The sequence below is a fragment of the Kutzneria sp. 744 genome, from assembly GCF_000568255.1.
Taxonomy (GTDB): domain Bacteria; phylum Actinomycetota; class Actinomycetes; order Mycobacteriales; family Pseudonocardiaceae; genus Kutzneria.
The window spans coordinates 6,249,173-6,267,808 of record NZ_KK037166.1 but is presented as its reverse complement, the minus strand read 5'-3'; the positions used below and the strand labels follow the sequence as shown (position 1 = coordinate 6,267,808).

The following is an 18,636-nucleotide window of genomic DNA, read 5'->3' as shown; positions in this document are numbered from 1 at the left end:
TCGTGTAGTGTTCCTTCACCGGATCAAAGGCGGCGGCAGACTCGGAGCATGGCTGATCCGGAGGATGTGGCGAATACGATCAGCGGTACTGTGGAGATGGCAGTGCAGGCGGGCACCATCCATGAGGTGCATCTGTATCAGCAACCAGAGACGTCGGGACCGTGGCCGGCTTCGCGGTCAACGGTCGAGCTGCCATATCGGGCGGGTATCGTTCCTCCCAGGGCACTGGCGTTTCAACGCCGCTCCCAGACAGCTAGACCGGGCATGTTCGTCATGCCGCGTGACTCGGCAACCGTCACCGATGAAACGGTCACGACCACAGTACTGTCGGGCATGGGCGGTGTCGGGAAAACGCAGATTGCCATTGATTTCGCTGAACGGACGTGGGCTGCGGGCGAGACCGACTTGCTGGTCTGGGTGAGTGCGGGATCCCGGGAAGCGATCGTCTCAAGCTACGCGCGGCTGGCAGTGGTGCTGTTGGGGATTGAGGATCAAGACCGTGATCGGGGTGCCCGGAGGCTCCTGGAGTGGCTGGCGAACGCTTCGGCCCGATGGTTGGTTGTGCTCGACGATCTCCAGCGCCCCTCGGACCTGAACGGATTGTGGCCGCCGGAAGCGCCATGGGGGCGCGTTGTCGTCACTACCAGGCGACGTGATGCGGCGCTGCGCGGTCACCGACGGCAGTTCGTCGAGATCGAGGTGTTCACCGATACCGAGACCTTCGGCTATCTGACCGGAGTCCTGGTGGACAGAGCTCACCTCATGGAGGGTGCTAGCGCTCTGGCCAGCGAACTGGGCCACCTTCCGTTGGCGTTGGCTCAGGCCGCTGCGTACATGCTGGACCGCGAGCTGTCGTGCAGTGAATATCTTGCCCGGTGGGTCGATCGCCGGAATCTCCTCACTTCGCTGCTGCCGGACGACGAAGCGCTGCCGGACGACTATCAGGTGACTTTGGCAGCCACGTGGTCCCTGTCCGTGGAACAAGCGGATCGGCTAGCGCCAGCCGGCGTCGCAGGAGTCCTACTCACGGTGGCCAGCATGCTGGACTCCAATGGAATCCCAGTCGAACTGTTCAGCGCGCCGTCGGTTCTGCAACTGCTCGCCACGCACCTCCAGCGTGAGGTGAGCGCGCAGGATGCCCAGGACGGTCTGGGGTGCCTGCAACGGCTCAGCTTGATCACATCAGACCGAGTCTCCAACCCACGGGGGATTCGTGTACACGCGTTGGTACAGCGGGCAACGCGAGATAACCTACCCGAGCATCGGAAGGCAGCGGCGGCGCACGCCGCTGTCGCCGCAGTGCTCCACATATGGCCGACAATCGATCGAGACACCACCTTGGCCCAGGTACTGCGCGCCAATGCCAGCTCGCTGAACGAGATTTGCGGTGAGTACCTCTGGGAGTCAGGTGCCCACGAACTCCTCCTACGCGCTGGAGAAAGCCTTGTCGAGACCGGGTTGGTCAGCGACGCGACGAGGTACTTCCAGGAACTCGCGACCCGCGCTTTCGTCAGACTCGGGCCACTCCACGCCGACACTCTGGCGATCCGCGGTCACCTCCCTCGATGCCTCGGGCGGGCCGGTGATCCGACCGCCGCGGCGACCGCGTGCGAGAGTCTACTGCTCGATCAGCTGGAGGCCCTCGGACCACATCATCCGCGTACGCTGGCCACGCGCATCGACCTCGCCTACTGGCGAGGAAAAACGGGCGACGTGACCGGAGCGCTGGCAGCCGGTGAGGAACTGCTTGCCGACCAACTACAGGCTCTTGGCCCACATGACCCCGACGTCCTAATGACCCGTCACTACATCGCCTACTGGCGCGGGAAGAGCGGCGATGTGCACGGTGCATTGACTGCCTGCCAAGAGCTTCTGATCGACAGGCTAAGAGTGCTGGGGCCCGATCACCCCGACACTATGATCACTCGCGGTAACATCGCCCGATGGCGTGCGCACAGCGGCGACATCGACGGTGGGATCGAGGGGTTCGAAGCGGTGTTGGCCGATCAGTTGCGTGTGCTGGGCCCGGACCACCCCGGTACGCTGATCATCCGCGGCAGCATCGCACGGTGGCGCGGGGAAGCCGGTGATCCGGTCACCGCTCTGGCGGCGTTTGAGGAGCTGCTCATTGACCATCTCCGCGTGCTAGGACCTCACCATCCGAACATGTTCATCATCCGCGGCAACATCGCAAGGTGGCGTGGAGAAGCCGGTGATCCGGCTGCGGCCGTGTCGGCATTCGAAGAACTGCTCGCGGACTGCTTGGAGATGCTGGGTCCCGATCATCCTGACACTGCGCGCACAATCGCCAACGTCGCTTACTGGAAGGCGATGAGTTGAGGCATCGACACCGCTACTGATGAACCGCCTGCGACGCCTGAGCCGCCGCGTCCACCTCGCTGCCCAAAACCCACACGAATGCCACCTGACCGCGGGAAGATCCAGCCGTCGAACCCGATGTCGATGGTCTTGGCCGGCATCGAGTGCGGGCTCTGCTCGACGCTGACGGCGCTCTGTGAAAGTGGTCCTGGCGCAGGTTGCGTGATCAACTGTCGGCGGGATCAGATCCGACAGAGGACCTTCTTGCGGAGGAGGTCGAACTTCGCCCGGCCGAACATGGTCCGCTTGACCGATTTCAAGCGTCCGACGGCACCTCGACAGCTCCCGAGCCGTGGCGCATAGTCAGTCCATTAAGGACTGCTGCGTGGTCGCGTTTGAGTCCGGCGGCGAAGGAGTGCAGTTCAGGGAAGTCGTCGTTCTCCACTGCGGCGATCCAGTCGTCGAGGCGTTCACCGCGTAGTCCGATCATCATCTGCGCGAACGCGGCGACATGTCCGGTCAGCGTGTCCAGGGCGGGGCTGCGAAACAGGATCTCCTTGAGGCGCACGCTGTCTTGTGCGTCGATGATGTCGGGGCTCTGCAGGATCCACCTGGTGACGTCGCGAACCTTCGGCGACGCCGGTGTGGCCGGTGGCGCGGCGCCGACCGTCCGGAACAGGCGCAGATAGCGGGTCAGAGCCGGGTAACTGCCGATGTAGCCCTGCTCGCGAATCTCCGCCAACAACACCGTTGCCGTGGTGCACCCCTGGTTCCACCGTCGGCAGATACGGTTTGAACCGCTCCAACGGGCCCGGACGGCCGTCGCGCTGCTTGGCCAACAGATCATCGGCGCTGGCCGCGCGCGCCAGGCGTCGCACCGTCTTGCGATCCAGCCGGAGTGTGCGCGCGGTCGCGCTGATCGACGCGCCCGCCGCCAGGTGCTGGTGCACCGCCGCGTGCTGCTCGCGGATGCGAACCACGATGGCCCAGGATTCCACCCGGTCGATCTCTGCGGTAGCGGCGATCTGCTCGACATCCACGATCTTGTCGGCTTCCGCCGTATCGTCGTCGAGGTCGCGCAGGTCGTGGCGATGGCGGACCACGGTCTTCTCAACGTAGCCGGCCAGCCCGTGCCACAGATGCCACCGGTCAGCCACTTGCCGGACCTGCGGCGCGCCCGCTCACGCGCCTTCTAATGGTGAGGTCAGCTATTGGAACTACCGGAATGGGTGCTGCTTGAGTGTCGTCCTGCTGCATCCCCGGATGTCAGCAGGCGGACCAGGATGAGGTATGCCTCGTCGGGGATCTCGACGTAGGCGGCTTGGATGTCATAGTGGCCTGGCGGAAGGCAGAGGCGCAGTCTGTCCTCGGCGGCATCGATGACATGTGGGTAGTCGTAGACCGAGTCGAACAGGATGACAGGCTCAGTGATCTCCCAGTTGATCGCGGGTTCCCATTCGATCTGGGGCAGGAGCCTGGCGACAGTTGCTGCGGGCGCGAGACTGTCGTCGGCCGCGATCTCTCGGAAGATGACGCCGTGTTCTGGCAGGAAGGTCGTTCTGGCAGGCATGTCGCCGAGCACCAGTGCTGTGGTCGGCCCGACATCGATGAGTCCGATGTAGTCGTCGACGGCACAGGCGCGGCCGTAGTCGCCTTCGTGGTCGGGATAGTCGCGTGGGGCGCCGCCCCAGAGGTGGCAGGCGGATTCGGGTATGAGGATCAGCGGGCCGCCGAGGGACGTAATCCAGGTGGCGCCCATAGTGTTCTCCTGTCGATGGGCTGGGTTTCGTCAGTGTTCATGGGAAAGTGTGCGTCGTCTAACGTCGGCGGCGTAGGAAGTCTAGTCTCCGCTTGAGATCCTCTGCCATTGGATGGCAGCTTTGATGTGGATGCCCAGTGTCTTGGCCAGGATCGCGGCCGGGACTTCGGCGGCCAGCGCGAACAACGCGTTGTTCCGGCTCTGGCGTGGCCTCAACCCGTGGGCGTGGAGTCGTCGGGCTAGGGAGCCTTCGGTGAGCGGCTGTGTTGGCCACCGTCCAGAGAACAGCCAGTCTGACGGGACATGGATCAGACTGCCGCTCGGTCGCTTGCGGCCGGTAGTGAACTCGTTGACGAGGCTGTCCAGCGGAACGGGCAAGGCGATGGGCCTGCTGCCTAAGACGAGAAGGGTCCTGCCTTCTTCATGGCGGACGTGGTGGGTGGTCAACGCGCAAATCGTGCTGAGCTTCTGGGCATAGAGCAAGACCAGGAGCCCGGCGACCCGGTCAGCGGTCGGGAGTGCGTCATCGTGCAGGAGGCGTCGCGCATCAGCCCACCGCTGGTCTTGGTCGAGCGGCCCGGCCGGGCCGGTCCAGCGTGCCGCCAACGCGGTCAGCCGGGAGGCGTGGCGGTGAGTTGTCTTCCACCGCACGAAGTTCGCCGACCGGGACACTTGTGCGGGGCGGTCATCCATACCTCGCAACCCTTCCATCCTCCGGCCACAGTGCCTACGCCGACCTTCCGACAAGTCTGGCAGGAGGCGGATGACCACCGTTGGTGCGCGCTGCGGACACTTCACACCGACATTGATCATGAAGCTGAGCGGGGAGTGCGGTCACAACTCCCAGACATCTGCGGTCGCTTCACACCGCCATAGTCACGTGCGGCGCGCAACTTCGGCACGCCTGTTACAGGGACAGCGTTGCCGCGATCCGCAGGCTCTCCAGGGTGCTGATGCGCGCGTCTGCGCGCGTGGACGGCGATACTCCCGATGACGCGGTCGACAGCATTTCCGCGTCACCCAGCGAGGATGAGCCCACAATCTGCTGGATGTGCGGCAGAGTGCGGGCGGCGATGTCGACTGCGAAGTGCGCCTGATGGGCGTGCTTGTTGTAGGTGACGCTCAGGGCGAAGGCGTCGCACAGCTGCCGAAGCAGGTGGTGCGGCAGGGCCGCCAGGTCAAGCGTGGTCTCGGGCAGGTAGCGAATGAGGTCGACTGCGTTGGCTGGAGGCGGCGGCGCGGACTTCTGTAGCTGGGCCAGCTCGGCGCGCTTGGTGCGATGCTCTGTGGACAGAGAGGTCAAACGCTGCTGGAGTAGGTCGAAGACGGCACCGGTTGGGTCGTCGCGCTCCTCGAGCGTGCGCAGGAGGCGCTCCTGGCGAAGCCCGAGGTCGTCGATGCTGCGTTCGACCGCCGCAATCTTCTCCTCGTGCGCTCGGGTCTGGTCGAGATCGGCGGCCGCGACGGAGGCAGCGAGCAGGTCTTGCCGGTCAGGGCCGAAGACGTGCGTGTTGAAGAAGTCGGTCGCAGCGGCCAGAAGCTCTCGTTCCCGAAGCCAGACCGTCGGTGGGTGCCCCTCTGGCCGACACGCTCCGCGCGGTTGACAGTTGTAGTACACGTTGGCGTGCCGCACTTTGCCGGACATGCGCTTGCCGCACAGCTCGCACACGATGTATGAGCGCAGTCGATAGACGTTCTTGGTTTGCCGGTGCCGGTTGGCCGAGCCGGGGATAGCGTCGCTGCGGGAGCGCGCACGTTTCGGTGCAACATCAAGAGCGGCCTTGAACGTGGCGAGTTCGATGATGGTGGGGTGCGTTGGTTGCGTGGACCAGACCCACTCGCTGGGCGGATTGCATCTGCCGGGGTGGATCGGGTCTTTCATCGCCCGACGGTTCCACACCTGATACCCGGTGTACTTCGGGTTGCTCCGTTGACTGCACCAACTGGGTGAGGGACTCAAGCTGTGGCTGGAGTCGCTCGATGTCGGGACATGGATTCTGATCACGGGTTCTCCCGGGTGCATCGAGAGTTGATGGAGGGACGGGTCGCTCTGCCCACGGTGGGGGCGGTGGTGGCTGGCCCGGGTGAGCTCTTTCCGTGGCTGGTGCGCGACGACGCCGGCCAGGAGATCGTGCCGATCGGCAACTATCTGCGCGACTTGATGCTCGGCGACGCCAGCGCGCTGACGTGCCGCAGCTACGCCTACGACCTGCTGCGCTGGTTCCGGGTGCTGTGGACGGTCGATGTCGGCTGGGAACAGGCCACCGAGGCGGAGACGGCGGCGCTGGTGGGCTGGCTGCGGTCGGCGCGTAATCCGCAACGCCGTCGGAGCAAGGAGGGTGGTCATCCGCCGGGGTCGGTGAATCCGGTGACGGGCAAGCAGATGCCGGCGGCCGGGTACGCCCCGGCGACGATCACCCATAACCTGACCGCTGTACGTGGGTTCTACGAATTCCATGCGCACTTCGGGCGTGGTCCGGTAGCCAATCCGGTGCCGGAGAACAACGCTCGTCGTGCCGCGTTGGCGCACCACTCGCCGATCGAGGCCATGCCTCGGTTCCGTCGTGCTCGGCTGCGGCCCAAGATGCCGGTTCGCCGTCCGCGAGCGATCCCTGATCAGCAGTGGGATGCGTTGTTCGCGCGGATGGGCTGCACCCGGGATCGGGCGTTGCTGGCGTGTTACGTCTCCTCCGGCGCGCGAGCGTCGGAGCTGTTGGGAGTCAGGCTGGGCGATGTGGACTGGTCCGGAGGCCGGTTGTGGGTGGTCTCCAAGGGAAGCCGGGTCCGTCAACAGGTTCCGGTCTCGCCGGAGGCGTTGGCATACCTGGCCGCCTATGTGGAGGAAGCGGGGCTGCCGGAGGACAACGGCCTGGTCTGGCGAACACGTCGGGGTGTTGTTCGGCCGCTGACGTATTGGGCGGCCCGGCGGATCATGCAACGGGCCAGCGACGCACTGGGGGCGAACTGGACCTTGCACGATCTGCGGCACACGGCTGCGACCCGGCTGGCTCGTGACCCGGAGCTGACGCTGGTCGAGGTGCAGACGATCTTGCGACACGCGCATATCACGACCACCGCCCTCTACACCGTGGTCGGTATCGAGGATCTGGTGGACAAGCTGGCCGAGCACTACCAGCGGCCTCGCCCGACGGTGCAGTGGAACCCCGGCTATGACCCCGCTGATGTCGAGGCGGTGTTCGGTGCCCAGTGACACCGAGGCCAGCCCCGGCGCCGGCGCTCAGGGCGAGGCCACCGTGGGGGTGGTGGCGACGGGTCGGGTCCGCCGGCACGAGTTCGTCTACGCCAACGACGACAGGTTCGCCCCGACTGCGCTCGTCCCGGCGCCACCGCCCCGACCTGTCAAGCCACCCGCCCCGGTGGGCGAGTTGACCACCGCGAACGCGGAAGAGGTCGCGTCGCTGGTCACCGAAGCCCTTGGTGGCGCGCCGGACACACGTAACCATAACCGTTGGGGCATAAGGGGTTTGCTGACCCACCTGGAGCTTTATCCAGGGCAGACCTGGCAGCAGCGGTGGGAGTCCGCCGGGCTGAATGAGCCTGGTGCCACGGTGACCGCCCAGGCGACGACAGTCAGTCCCACGCTGCGTCGCCGGCTCAACGCCGCGGCGGGGCATGCGTTCGCGGTGCGCCTGGTGCAGCCGAGCCTGCGCGCGTTCCGGTCCTACCTGTTTTCCTGCTATCCCCGGTGGTTCCGCACCATCGCGCGAGATCCCTTGCTGGAGGAGTTCTGCCGCCGGGTTGAAGCACTGCCCGTCAGCCGGGAACGACACCACGACGCCCTGTCGACGTGTGCTGCGCGCAGACCGTCTTCGGCATCGAGTTGGCCGAGCTGACACCGGAAGCGTTGCTGCACTACGCCACCGAGTGCCGCAAGTACGGGCTGACGCGCGGGACACGTCCTGGCGATGGGTCCTTCGCCGCCACGCAGGCGTGGCCGGTGCTCTATGACATGGGGCAGTTCCCCGCGGCGGCTCCCCGCACCCTGCGCGCCGCGATAACCAAAGGCCAACGCAGCGTCAGCGAACTGGTGGACCGGCACCGGCTGCGCAACACCGACGTGCGCGACCTGCTCGTCGACTACATCACCCGCCGCGCCACCGAAATGGACTACGCCGCCACCGAACACCTCGCACGCTATCTGGCCCTCACGTTCTGGAAGCAGATCGAGACGATCAACCCCAGCCAGGCCGACCTGCGGCTGGACGAGAACACCATCGCCACCTGGAAACAGTGGCTGCGGACCCTCCCCAACGGTCACCCCCGACTGAACGTGGACGGACCGATGGTGGCTATCCGATCGTTGTATCTGGACCTGCACACCTGGGCCGCGGCCGAACCCGAGCGGTGGGCACGCTGGGTGGCGCCCAGCCCCATCCGCGACGCCGACCTGCGCAAGCTCCCCGTTCGGCGCCGACGGCTGCAGGAACGGATGGCCCACCGCACCCGCGAACGCCAACCGCTGCTGCCGATCCTGTCCGGCCACGTCAACGACCACTGGAACAACATGCGCACACTGCTGGACGCAACCCGCGCCGTCGACATCGGCGAGCAGTTCACCGTCACGGGCATCACCTACCAGCGCACCGCCAGCGACCGCGACCGTCGTGAATGGACCAATCCCGAACACGCCCCGATCCGAGTCCTCAACCGCGACACCGGCGAGCTGATCCGCCTCTCCCATGAGGAAGATCAAGCGTTCTGGCAGTGGGCCATCGTCGAAACCCTGCGGTTGGCGGGACTGCGTGTCGAGGAGCTGACCGAGCTGACCCACTTGTCCGTGCGCAACTACCAGCGCCCCAACGGTGAAGTCGTCGCGCTGCTGGTCGTCACGCCGTCCAAAAGCGACCGGGAGCGCGTGATCCCGATGTCCGCGGAGCTGTTCCACGTCCTCGCGCAGATCATCCGCCGACACACCCGCGACCACGGCACCGTTCCAGTCGCGATGCGCTACGACACCCACGAAAAAATCTGGAGCCCGCCGCTGCCCTACCTGTTCCAGAGCCTGCGCAACTCCTGCCGTCGAGCCCTGTCCATGGAAGCGATCGCGGGCTACATCCGGAAAGCCACCAAAGCCTTGGCCCAGACACATCCGGAATTCGCCGACATCACCTTCGCCCCACACGACTTCCGCCGCCTGTTCGCCACCGAGCTGGTCAACAACGGCCTGCCGATCCACATCGGAGCCGCGCTGCTCGGTCACCTCAACACGCAAACCACTCGTGGCTATGTCGCCGTCTTCGACGAGGACGTCGTCGCTCACTATCAGCAATTCCTGGACCGGCGACGGGCGCAACGCCCCGACGACGAGTACAACGCTCCCACCGCCGAAGAGTGGCGCGATTTCGTGGTAGGTCACGCCGCGTCCGCTGGAGGTGCGGATGCGGCTGGGGTGTTCTGGGTTGCCCACCATGTCAGCACCTCCCGATCGCTCAAGCCTGCACAAGTGCGAGTTAATGTCCAGCCCTGGACCGTCATCTACGTTGGTGCGTACCTTCCTCGCTGCCGCATCTAGCACCGTCGAGGACGTCATCGTCGATTCATCACTCATCATCGTCGGAGGACCCGTTCCCGCCCCCAAAGTTGGAAGCAGGCGGCGCGGTAGCGCTCGTGATGGTCGTTGGACTGACCGACCACAGCAAGGATCTGTTGAATGTCATCGTGCAGTGTCTCGATGAGACTTTCGGGCGAGTCAGCCAGTTGCTCCTCGTCCGCGAAGATCCGCTCGGCCAGCGCACACACGTCGCAGTCGGACGGTGAGCGCGGCGCCTCCGCGATCGCGTCGTACATGCGCGCCCCTTCTCTCCTCGTGTCAGTCCGACGTGTGGAGAGCGGCGGACGCGGTTCCCTTGTTACGGACGCGCGGCGAGGATCAGCTCAATAGCGGACAGTCCGTGGCTGTCCGGCCTGTGGGGCCAGGGTGTGGCGCACACAGCGGCACGGGCCGCTGGTCGGATGCCTTCGAACTCCGCTTCGCGCTACCAACCGTGCTGGGAGATTGGCTGATGGGTGCGAGTGGAGCGGCGACCGTTGTCAGCGGCCAGCCGGAATTCCCCGCGGACGGCCACCCACGGACGGCCAGTTCGATCCCCACTGGCGGCCAGTTGCACGGTCAGTGATCGCTGTAGGTTCGTCGGGCGGCGCGACCGTGCTGGTCATGCCGCGACGTCGGCACGGCGCGTTGAACGGCGCGGCGCGGTGGCACGGGGATCCGTCAGTTGCCGAGTCGTGGGACCACCGTGTTGCCAGCGATAGGACCACCTTGCAGCTCGGCGTCGTTGTTAGAACACGTTCTCGATAACGGTGCCCGCGCGTCAGCTCCTCCTGCCGCGAATGCCCTCTTCTGTCGATGAGCGAATGATCGAAACTGGCTTTCCGGGTAGTTGAGCCCGATTTCTATACTTTGCTCGCCACCACCATGTAGTTCTCGGCCTCAGGGTTGAACGTGCTCATTTCCGTCCGAAGTCCGACCAGGCGCAACTCGACTTCGAGTTCGTCGTATCGGTAGGGCCAGCACGACAGCAGTTCCGAGCGGACAAGAACCGACCCAGCCGCATCAACTTGCGCGACTGCAATCTCGATGTGGTGCTCCTCCTCCCAAAGCGGTGCAATGAGGTGATCTCAGCGACTTTCAGGTCTGCCGGCCATGTTCGAAATGTGTCAGCGCCAGTGCGGCTTTGACGATGTCACCGATCTTGCGTGGACTGGCGGTGATGTGCCGCAGGGCGCGCCACCGCCCGGTCAGCACGGCGAACCCACGCTCGCCCAGGCACCGCAGACCCCGTAGCAGCGCGTTGTAGGCGCAGTTGTCCGCGTCGAGCACCTGGTCGCCGGCGGGCTGCTTGACCGGGGTGTGCACGCCGATCCCAGCGCCGTCGTAGCCGCCGTCGGCCAACGTGGGCAGACCCAGTTGCGAGGCGGCCCAGTACAACGCGCCCAGAACATGTTCCCGGGCCGCGGTTAGGTCGTGGACCGAGCCCGGCTCGACAACCGAGACCCACAGCGGGAAGCCGTTCGGCGCCGACAGCGCCTGGATGTTGCCGCCGTGCTCATGGGCTTTCCCCGAATACCACAGGTCGATGGGCTCGCCTTTGACGCTGAGGGTTTTCTCGCCGTAGCGGTCGCAGGAGAAGACCTTGCCGTCCAGGATCACGTGAGTCGCGCCCGCGTCCTTGGCTTGTTGGAGGGCGTCGTGCAGGTCCCGGGGCCTGCGCGGCGAGGACCGTTGATCACTTCGTCGAGGTAGCGGTATCTGAGGCGTATATCGTGTGAGCGCGTTGTAGGCGCAGTTGTCCGCGTCGAGCACCTGGTCGCCGGCGGCTGCTTGACCGGGGTGTGCACGCCGATCCCAGCGCCGTCGTAGCCGCCGTCGGCCAACGTGGGCAGACCCAGTTGCGAGGCGGCCCAGTACAACGCGCCCAGAACATGTTCCCGGGCCGCGGTTAGGTCGTGGACCGAGCCCGGCTCGACAACCGAGACCCACAGCGGGAAGCCGTTCGGCGCCGACAGCGCCTGGATGTTGCCGCCGTGCTCATGGGCTTTCCCCGAATACCACAGGTCGATGGGCTCGCCTTTGACGCTGAGGGTTTTCTCGCCGTAGCGGTCGCAGGAGAAGACCTTGCCGTCCAGGATCACGTGAGTCGCGCCCGCGTCCTTGGCTTGTTGGAGGGCGTCGTGCAGGTCCGGGGCCTGCGCGGCGAGGACCGTGATCACTTCGTCGAGGTAGCGGTAGCCGGTGGCGCGGGAGATGCCGTGGTCGCGGGCCAGTGTGGTGATGTCGGCGTTCTGGCGGAACCAGCGCAGGCCCAATACCGCGTGCCAGAAGCAGGTCAGCGCCCTGGAGTTGGTGCGGGTGCCGCGTCGGCGGCGTTCGGCTTGCAAGAGTCGGCCGAGGTGCTGGGCCAGTTCGCGGGGCACGTCGAGTGTGGCAGGATACGTGATCACGGGGAGCCTTCTGGTTCGGACTTGATCTTCGCAAATCCAGTCTTACCAGGGGCTCCCCGGCCATCTTCGCGGGGCTCGGTCTGTCAGCGACCTACCCGCCCACGCAGCTCGCACGTATGCATTCGTTCGATTTTCAACGCGACGATCTTGGTGAGATCACGTCAATGAGTGTTTCCGCGTAACCCTTGATGGCGTTGTGTGATTGACTTCGGTCGGTCATGTGGTGCGGCCCTGTTCGCGGTGGAGCAGGACCAGAGCGGCCGCGACGATGTCACCGATGCGCCACGGGCAGCCCCGGTAGCGGCGTAGCGCCTTGTAGGTGGTCTTGAGCAGCGAGTTAGCGCGTTCGCCTAGACAACGCAGTGCACCGTGGACTGCGTTGTAGGACTGCTGGTCAATAGACAGTTGCCCGCCTTGGGGCTTCTTCAACGGGATCCTGAAGATCTCCGGCTCGCCTTCATAACCCAGATCGGCCAGCGCGAGAGCGCCATCGCTGACCCAGTCGGCGATCCGAGCCAGCAGGTCGGGGTCGGCGCGAGCAGCGGTCACATCGTGCTCGCGACCGGGCCGCACGTCGGAGGTCCACAGAGGCCAGCCGTCCGGGGCGGAGACAACCTGCACGTTGCCGCCGTGATGGCGGTGTTTGCCGCTCCACCACAGGTCCACCCCGGTCGTGGGGCCGGGGGTGGCGATCCGGTCGGTGTGGATCAGCGTGCCGTCCACGATCACATGCGAGTGGCCGGCGGCCTTGGCCGCCAGCAGCGCTCCGCGCAGCGAGGGCCGGCGCGCGGCGAGCACCGCGACGCCTTCGTCCCGGTAGTCGTAGGCGGTGGACACCGCGATCGCGTTGTCCCTTGTTGGCCGGCGTTCCTGATGAGGACGTGCAGGCCCGTCAACGGCACTGACCGCGAGGACGTACCGAGTGCTTGGTGCGTGGCGGCAGGATGAACACCACGCGGGCCAGCCCAGCGTGGTGTTTTTCGACCGCGGCACGTCGTGTTCATCGTGCCGGTCGCCCAGAGCGCGGCCGTCCGTCTACTGTGGACAATCCAGGGCGACGGACAGCAACACGAGTTGACCCCTGGACCGGCGCGAGCGTGATAGGCATGCTGCACCACCGTGCGAGGAGACCACCGTCGTGATCATCGTGCTGGACGTCGAGCAGGCCGAGGCCGACCTGCTGGCGGGCGCGTTGACCTGCCCACACTGCTCGGCGGTGCTGCGACCGTGGTCCTCGGCGTCGGCGCGACGGATCCGGCAACACGACGGCGCGTCCCGCCTGGTGCGGCCGCGCCGGGCACGCTGCTCGGGATGCCAGGCCACGCAGGTGCTGGTGCCGGCGTGGTGCCTGCCCCGCCGCGCGGACGCAGCCGAGGTCATCGGGGCCGCGTTGGTCGCGAAGGCGCGCGGGCAGGGGTACCGCACGATCGCCCGTGACCTGGGCCGCCCGGTCTCCACGGTGCGGCGCTGGCTGCGTGCAGCCCGAGGCGATCAGGTGGAGTGGCTGCGGTGTCAGGGTGTGCGGCGGACGTTCGAGCTGGACCAGGACCTGCTGGCGGGCTTGGTACCGCAGGCCACGGCGCTGGGGGATGCGCTGTGCGCGCTGGCCGCGGCCGTGCTGGCCTGGCGGCGCCGGTTCGCCGGACACGCTGAGGCGTGGACGGTGATCGGCGCGTTCGCCGCTGGCCGGCTGCTCGCTCCACCATGATCAACAGACCTATCTCGGGGGATCAGTGTGCCCGGAGTTGGTCACCGGCATGTCCGGCGGTCACCGGCACGATGAGCACGTCGGCGTCACCATGAGCACGAACGGCGCCCTGTTCATGCTCATCTACAACGCCGCCTTGGTGCTCATTTTCAACGCCGGGCAACAGTCCCTGGCCAGCGCGGACATCCGGGTGTCATCCAGAAACCAGCGCAACACCAGCACGGCCTGCTTGTAGGTCCCCAACGCGCGGGTCCGCTGCCGGGTGCCGCGCCGCACACGCTCGGCGTGCAACAGCGCGGACAGGAACAGAACGCTGTCCTCGGATACCTCCAGGACAGCGGTGTATGCAACACTCATCGTGCACAGAACCTCTATGAAGTTGATCTGTGGAAGGACCTACTTCATACCGGGGTTCTGCGTTTTTCTGTTGTAGGGCAACCAATTCGGCGTGTCGAGCGCCCACCAACCCGACTGAGCCACACCGCAGCTACGCACCGTCACCAACGGTCACGCGGAAACGTTCATTGACATACTCGCGAATCCGGGTCTGAACCATCGTCTGCCGACTGCGCCGCGACAGGCTCCAGCCCAGTACACAGCGCCCAACACCTGGTTGCCACTGCTAGTGCGGTGACCAGTAATGATCACCGGTTTGGTGACACGCCGGGCAGTGCGCGTGACTTGGACGGTGGGCTGGCGCCGGTCAAGCGGATCCTTGAGCTGAACCCGACGCACCCGTTGGTCACCGGCCTACGGAAGGCGTACGAGGGCGTAAGGACGACGCGTCGCTGACCGGGAGTCGAGCTGATCCACGGGATGGCCCTGCTGGCCGGAGGGCAGCGAGCTGAAGGACCCGCCGCGCTTCACCCGCCCGCTGGCCGACCGTCTCGCGCACACCTTGTAGCGCGGGCCTGGAGATAACGCTGCTGAGGCAGGCTCATCGTGAGGCGGGCCGCGTGTTCGTAGGACACCCGGGCCGCCTCACGGTTGCCGGACATTTCGAGCAGGTGCGCGCGGACCGAATGCAGCCGGTGGTCCTTGGCCAGCGTTGTCTCCAGTGGGCCGAGCAGGTCCAGCCCGGCCTGGGGACTGTCGGCCATCGCGACCGCGACGACGTGGTTGAGCCGTACCACCGCGTTGTCGTTGATTCGCAGCAGTACCTCGTACAGGGCTTTGATCTGCGGCCAGTCAGTGTCCGCGGACGTGGGTGCCTCGTCGTGGACGGCGGCGATAGCGGCCTGCAACTGGTACGGGCCGATCGGCCCGTGGGGAAGCGCGCCGCTGATCAACGCGACGCCCTCGGTGATGAACCCGGTGTTCCACAGGCTTCGGTCTTGTTCGTCCATCGGGATCATGCCGCCGTCCGGGCCCGTGCGGGCCAGCCGGCGGGCGTCGACCAGCAGCATGAGCGCCAGCAGCCCGGTGACCTCGGGGTCCTCAGGCAGCAGGCGGTGCACGATCCGGGTCAGCCGGATCGCCTCGGTGGACAACTCGGCGCGGTGCAGGTCCGGGCCGGCCGTGGTGGCATAGCCCTCGTTGAAGATCAGGTACAGCACGTGCAAGACGGCGCCGAGCCGTTCGCCGCGGTCGGCTGGCATGCCGAACGGGATGCCGCTGTCCTTGACGGCCTGCTTGGCGCGGGTGATCCGCCGGGTCATCGTCGACTCCGGTACCAGGAACGCGCGGGCAATCTCAGCCGTGGTGAGACCGCCGACCGCGCGGAGCGTCAGCGCGATCTGGGACGCCGAGGACAACGCCGGGTGACAGCACAGGAACAGCAGGATCAGTGTGTCGTCGAAGTCCACAACGGGTCCGGTGGGGACCGGCCGCTGGTCCAGTTCACGGCGGTGCCGGGCCTGCTCGGCCCGCAGCAGGTCGGTGAGCCGGCGCGACGCGACCGTGATCAGCCAGGCCTTCGGGTTGTCCGGGACCCCCTCGGACGGCCACTGCTGGGCGGCCGCGATCAACGCCTCCTGCACGGCGTCCTCGGCGGTGTCGAAATGGCCGTAGCGCCGGACGACAGCGCCGAGGACCTGCGGCGCCAACTCACGCAGCAGGACCTCGGCGAAACGGTCGTTCACTCCAGCGACTCGGCCGCGGACCCGGCGATCGGCCGGATGTCCACGTGCAAGTCATGCACGAACGTGGCGCCTGCCGGGTGGGGCGTGTTGACGAGTTGGGCGGCGATCTCGGTGGCCCGGTCATAGCTCACGCAGTCGACGATGGTATATCCGCCGAGCACCTCCTGGGTCTCCGCGTACGGCCCGTCGGTGACCACCGGGACGCCGTCCTTGAGCGAGACCCGCCGCGCGTGGACGGGCGGGGTGAGGCCGTGCGCGTCGACGAACTCACCGGACTCGACCAGGTCGTTGTTCCACTTCGCCATGAACTGGTGCAGCGCGGCCGCGTCCTGTGGGGACCAGTTGGCCATCATGTCCAGGTCCTGCTGGGTCAACGACAACATGATCATGTACTTCACGTTCGTGTCCTCTCCACTGGGAACCTTTCAGCGGAGACGTCGGAGTCGAGCCGCCGGTCCGGACACGAAGTCTAGTGACGGTGACCACTATTGATCACCGAGTCGGTCACGCTGCCCGGGGTTGAGGACGGCCCCACCGGCGATGGCGTTCGCTACGTATCCGAGCGCGTTCCCGGCGTTGCGCGGCCACTACGTCGGGATGGCGGTTGTTCGCATTGCGCCACCGCAGATATGCGTGCATTTCCTGTGCCAGCGCTGGGTGATTGGGGTGGTCGGAGTTGGCCATGGTGAACTGGCGCAACGGCCCGAACTGTGCCTCGATCGGGTTCGACCACGAGGCGTTGGTGGGCGTCAGACACAGCTCGACCTTGTTGCGGACACACCAGGTCCGGATTGCGGGTGTGGTGTTGGTCGAGAGGTTGTCGCAGATGACGTAGATCGGAGCGCCGTCCGGGCGAGCCTGACGGATCGATTTGAGCGCGGCCAGGGTGTATTTGCCGCCTTTGTGTTCGTGCAGGACACCCCACAGCCGGTCTTCGGAGAGGCTTTAGCAGCCGTGGAAGTACCGGATGCCGTGGGTGCGCTGGTAGGTGGCTCGCAGTCGGTCGGGATGACAGCGGGCGGCCCAGCAGGTGCCGTGACACGGGCGGATCGACAGCGGCCCGAACTGGTCGAAGGCGAAACACCGGTCCGGGAACCGTACGGTGACCTCCTCGATCCGATCCAACTTGGCCTCCAGGTCGGGGTCGTGGGACTCCTTCCAGGTCCGTGTGCGCTGGAACGTGATGCCGCGAGCGGAAAGGATCTGCCGTAACCGTTCTCGCCCGACACGGACCATCCGGACCGGTGCCCACCGCGGATCGCGACGTCCGTACCGGCCGGACAGGTAGCTGGCCAGCTTGCGGATACTCCAGTGCGTGAACGGCAGTCCGTGCTTGCGCGGGCGGATAGTGGCCGTCTCGACGATGACGGTGATGTCAGCGTCGGTGATGCGGCGGGGATGACCGCCCGCCCAATGAGGGTCCAGACAGGCCAACCCCTGAGCATTGAACGCGTGGATCACATCCCGCACTGTGTCCTCATCCGCGGCCACCAGCCGAGCGATCGTCGGCACCATGGTGCCCGACGCCGAAGCCATGACGATCAACGCGCGACGCACTCGGATCGACTCGTGCTTACCCCGCCTTACCAGGCGTAACAGGTAATGACCCTCATCCTGAGTGAGGCGGCGGGCTCTGACGGGCTGGGACATCACACACCCCGATTCCACGCTGGACCCGGCAAGATCAACCCTTCTCCAGTCCATTGCCCAGGTCACGCATCCCACCCGGCGTGTCGCCAAACCGGTGATCGTTAGTGGTCATCGCACTAGCGAGTGGCCATGAAATGTCGGAGACGCCTCTGCGTCACCGCCTGCCGTCGCGTCGCACGAAGTACATGGAAAGAGGCTGACAGTGTCGGCCGCCCGATTATCGCATCGGAAGCGATCGTCATGAATGGAAGCGATAATATGGAACACCTGTCGCGGCGCCAATTTTTCGGACTCTCTTCCACCGTCGGCGTTGCCGCGCTCCTGACAGACACGGAAGCGGACAGGAATGTTGCCGCGGCGTCCCAGGCAGCCCTATGCGGAAACCCTTCCGATGCCGCAAGCAGCTGTCCGCCCGCTTCACTCCAGAACATCTGCGGTGATCCCAACGATAAAAACGATCCACTATGGAACGACGTCCAGTACTGCATCCACGGGATAGTGCCGCCACCACCCCAGCTTCCGCCCGAGTGTTTGAACAAGACCGCAAAATACGTCGTACTACACGGCAAACCCGAGAATACTCGCAATTACCTCCTACTGCCAGCGTGCCGAATCACCGGCATTGAATGTCCGTTTATATGGGAGGCCGACGCGCCACATTACTGGAACTACGCCTGGAACAACGCGATGCCTGGCGGGGCAGTTCCCGTGAAGTATCGAAGCATTGGGTTTGGGATCAACTCGCAGGATGCCAGGCGCTTCAATCAGCTACATATCCACATGGCGGGAGTACAGGACAGCTTACAACGCCGCTTGCACGAGCTTGAGAATGCGGGAGATATCACCGACAATCCAACGCAATGGGCTGATCTGAAATATCGTGTCACCATCAACGGCTCTCAGGGAGATCGGACGTACCGAGCCCTCGTTCTCGCCAGTCTGGACCAGAATATCTTCACCTTACTGTACCGTAATGTGGTACAGAAATCGCACCTAAAAATGGTTGATCAAACGTTGATCGTGGTACCGAAGAAGACGAACAGCGGATTCGTCGGGACTTTCTATGTCCTGAACAGCGATAAATCGCTCCACGGCGGCACGTCTACCTGTGATCAGTTGCTTGTGTACAGCTGAGTCGCCGCGGAACCACAGGTCAG

The 18,636-nt window shown here is 65.5% G+C and carries 18 protein-coding genes and 2 pseudogenes; 7 read left to right on the top strand and 13 right to left on the bottom strand.

The annotated features are described in order from the left end of the window. Nucleotides 1-48: 48 nt before the first annotated feature. Entirely contained in the window at nt 49-2,340 is a 2,292-nt protein-coding gene (gene fxsT / locus KUTG_RS28445; RefSeq protein ID WP_084579880.1) for an FxSxx-COOH system tetratricopeptide repeat protein, read from the top strand. Between the two features lie 295 nt (nt 2,341-2,635). On the opposite strand, the gene KUTG_RS53975 is transcribed toward fxsT, so the two are convergent. Beyond that, the gene (locus KUTG_RS53975; protein ID WP_052395511.1) at nt 2,636-3,067 is read right to left on the bottom strand and encodes an ISL3 family transposase; all 432 of its coding nucleotides are present in this window, start codon (nt 3,065-3,067) and stop codon (nt 2,636-2,638) included. Between the two features lie 10 nt (nt 3,068-3,077). On the opposite strand from KUTG_RS53975, the gene KUTG_RS59055 reads away from it, so the two are divergent. Next, nucleotides 3,078-3,515, top strand: a complete 438-nt coding sequence (locus KUTG_RS59055; protein ID WP_157494820.1) for a hypothetical protein — start codon at nt 3,078-3,080, stop codon at nt 3,513-3,515. Nucleotides 3,516-3,523: 8 nt separating this feature from the next. On the opposite strand, the gene KUTG_RS28435 is transcribed toward KUTG_RS59055, so the two are convergent. From KUTG_RS28435 to KUTG_RS28425, 3 genes are all read right to left on the bottom strand, one after another. Next, nucleotides 3,524-4,078, bottom strand: a complete 555-nt coding sequence (locus KUTG_RS28435) for an Imm21 family immunity protein (protein ID WP_052395509.1) — start codon at nt 4,076-4,078, stop codon at nt 3,524-3,526. A gap of 81 nt (nt 4,079-4,159) precedes the next feature. Continuing rightward, nucleotides 4,160-4,771, bottom strand: coding sequence for a hypothetical protein (locus KUTG_RS28430; RefSeq protein ID WP_157494819.1), 612 nt, complete (start codon nt 4,769-4,771; stop codon nt 4,160-4,162). A gap of 214 nt (nt 4,772-4,985) precedes the next feature. Beyond that, nucleotides 4,986-5,960 (bottom strand): hypothetical protein, encoded by a 975-nt coding sequence (locus KUTG_RS28425; RefSeq protein WP_052395508.1) that lies wholly within the window; start codon nt 5,958-5,960, stop codon nt 4,986-4,988. 150 nt (nt 5,961-6,110) lie between these two features. Here KUTG_RS28425 and KUTG_RS28420 point away from each other — a divergent pair, with 150 nt between their 5' ends. Genes KUTG_RS28420 through KUTG_RS28415 form a run of 3 tightly spaced genes read left to right on the top strand, consistent with a single transcriptional unit; the run spans nt 6,111 to nt 9,611 of the window. Then, a complete protein-coding gene (locus tag KUTG_RS28420) occupies nt 6,111-7,289 on the top strand; it encodes a tyrosine-type recombinase/integrase (RefSeq protein WP_043721091.1) in 1,179 nt (392 codons plus the stop codon). Then, nucleotides 7,279-7,932 (top strand): hypothetical protein, encoded by a 654-nt coding sequence (locus tag KUTG_RS53965; protein WP_052395507.1) that lies wholly within the window; start codon nt 7,279-7,281, stop codon nt 7,930-7,932. Before KUTG_RS28420 ends, KUTG_RS53965 begins: the two co-directional genes overlap by 11 nt. Further along, on the top strand, nt 7,887-9,611 hold the full coding sequence (locus tag KUTG_RS28415; protein ID WP_052395506.1) for a tyrosine-type recombinase/integrase: 1,725 nt from the start codon (nt 7,887-7,889) through the stop codon (nt 9,609-9,611). Before KUTG_RS53965 ends, KUTG_RS28415 begins: the two co-directional genes overlap by 46 nt. 35 nt (nt 9,612-9,646) lie before the next feature. On the opposite strand, the gene KUTG_RS28410 is transcribed toward KUTG_RS28415, so the two are convergent. The 4 genes and pseudogenes from KUTG_RS28410 to KUTG_RS28395 all read right to left on the bottom strand — a co-directional run. Continuing rightward, nucleotides 9,647-9,886 carry a hypothetical protein gene (locus KUTG_RS28410; protein ID WP_043721089.1) on the bottom strand — a complete coding sequence of 80 codons (240 nt, stop codon included), beginning with the start codon at nt 9,884-9,886 and terminating at the stop codon, nt 9,647-9,649. An 841-nt stretch (nt 9,887-10,727) separates the two neighbouring features. Beyond that, nucleotides 10,728-11,249: an HARBI1 family protein gene (locus KUTG_RS28405; RefSeq protein WP_198047336.1), complete on the bottom strand. Its 522-nt coding sequence runs from the start codon at nt 11,247-11,249 to the stop codon at nt 10,728-10,730. Then, a complete protein-coding gene (locus KUTG_RS66445) occupies nt 11,246-12,040 on the bottom strand; it encodes a transposase family protein (protein WP_084581355.1) in 795 nt (264 codons plus the stop codon). The genes KUTG_RS28405 and KUTG_RS66445 overlap by 4 nt, the downstream gene beginning before the upstream one ends. Before the next feature lie 216 nt (nt 12,041-12,256). Further along, nucleotides 12,257-12,892, bottom strand: a pseudogene (locus KUTG_RS28395) (transposase family protein); the annotation flags it as partial. A 286-nt stretch (nt 12,893-13,178) separates the two neighbouring features. Here KUTG_RS28395 and KUTG_RS28390 point away from each other — a divergent pair. Next, on the top strand, nt 13,179-13,748 hold the full coding sequence (locus KUTG_RS28390; RefSeq protein ID WP_043721087.1) for a DUF6431 domain-containing protein: 570 nt from the start codon (nt 13,179-13,181) through the stop codon (nt 13,746-13,748). 165 nt (nt 13,749-13,913) lie between these two features. Here the strand turns inward: KUTG_RS28390 and KUTG_RS59050 are convergent. The 5 genes and pseudogenes from KUTG_RS59050 to KUTG_RS63995 form a co-directional block, all read right to left on the bottom strand. Beyond that, nucleotides 13,914-14,105 (bottom strand): annotated as a pseudogene (locus KUTG_RS59050) (IS5/IS1182 family transposase); the annotation flags it as partial. Nucleotides 14,106-14,611: 506 nt separating this feature from the next. After that, entirely contained in the window at nt 14,612-15,829 is a 1,218-nt protein-coding gene (locus tag KUTG_RS28380; RefSeq protein WP_043721083.1) for an RNA polymerase sigma factor, read from the bottom strand. Further along, nucleotides 15,826-16,218 carry a YciI family protein gene (locus KUTG_RS28375; protein WP_232241494.1) on the bottom strand — a complete coding sequence of 131 codons (393 nt, stop codon included), beginning with the start codon at nt 16,216-16,218 and terminating at the stop codon, nt 15,826-15,828. Before KUTG_RS28375 ends, KUTG_RS28380 begins: the two co-directional genes overlap by 4 nt. A 115-nt stretch (nt 16,219-16,333) precedes the next feature. After that, nucleotides 16,334-16,696 carry a hypothetical protein gene (locus KUTG_RS64000; RefSeq protein WP_369794655.1) on the bottom strand — a complete coding sequence of 121 codons (363 nt, stop codon included), beginning with the start codon at nt 16,694-16,696 and terminating at the stop codon, nt 16,334-16,336. Nucleotides 16,697-16,774: 78 nt separating this feature from the next. Further along, on the bottom strand, nt 16,775-17,479 hold the full coding sequence (locus KUTG_RS63995; protein ID WP_369794522.1) for a helix-turn-helix domain-containing protein: 705 nt from the start codon (nt 17,477-17,479) through the stop codon (nt 16,775-16,777). Nucleotides 17,480-17,608: 129 nt separating this feature from the next. Here KUTG_RS63995 and KUTG_RS56680 point away from each other — a divergent pair, with 129 nt between their 5' ends. Then, complete coding sequence (locus tag KUTG_RS56680) at nt 17,609-18,613, top strand: CDP-diacylglycerol diphosphatase (protein WP_198047335.1); 1,005 nt, start codon at nt 17,609-17,611, stop codon at nt 18,611-18,613. Nucleotides 18,614-18,636 lie beyond the last annotated feature (23 nt).

Bases quoted from the DNA above. Each gene is read 5' to 3' on its own strand.
- fxsT (WP_084579880.1), top strand. From the start codon at position 49: ATGGCTGATCCGGAGGATGTGGCGAATACGATCAGCGGTACTGTGGAG.
- KUTG_RS28435 (WP_052395509.1), bottom strand. From the start codon at position 4,078: ATGGGCGCCACCTGGATTACGTCCCTCGGCGGCCCGCTGATCCTCATA.
- KUTG_RS28430 (WP_157494819.1), bottom strand. From the start codon at position 4,771: ATGGATGACCGCCCCGCACAAGTGTCCCGGTCGGCGAACTTCGTGCGG.
- KUTG_RS28425 (WP_052395508.1), bottom strand. From the start codon at position 5,960: ATGAAAGACCCGATCCACCCCGGCAGATGCAATCCGCCCAGCGAGTGG.
- KUTG_RS28420 (WP_043721091.1), top strand. From the start codon at position 6,111: ATGGAGGGACGGGTCGCTCTGCCCACGGTGGGGGCGGTGGTGGCTGGC.
- KUTG_RS28410 (WP_043721089.1), bottom strand. From the start codon at position 9,886: ATGTACGACGCGATCGCGGAGGCGCCGCGCTCACCGTCCGACTGCGAC.
- KUTG_RS28375 (WP_232241494.1), bottom strand. From the start codon at position 16,218: ATGATCATGTTGTCGTTGACCCAGCAGGACCTGGACATGATGGCCAAC.
- KUTG_RS63995 (WP_369794522.1), bottom strand. From the start codon at position 17,479: ATGTCCCAGCCCGTCAGAGCCCGCCGCCTCACTCAGGATGAGGGTCAT.
- KUTG_RS56680 (WP_198047335.1), top strand. From the start codon at position 17,609: ATGAAATGTCGGAGACGCCTCTGCGTCACCGCCTGCCGTCGCGTCGCA.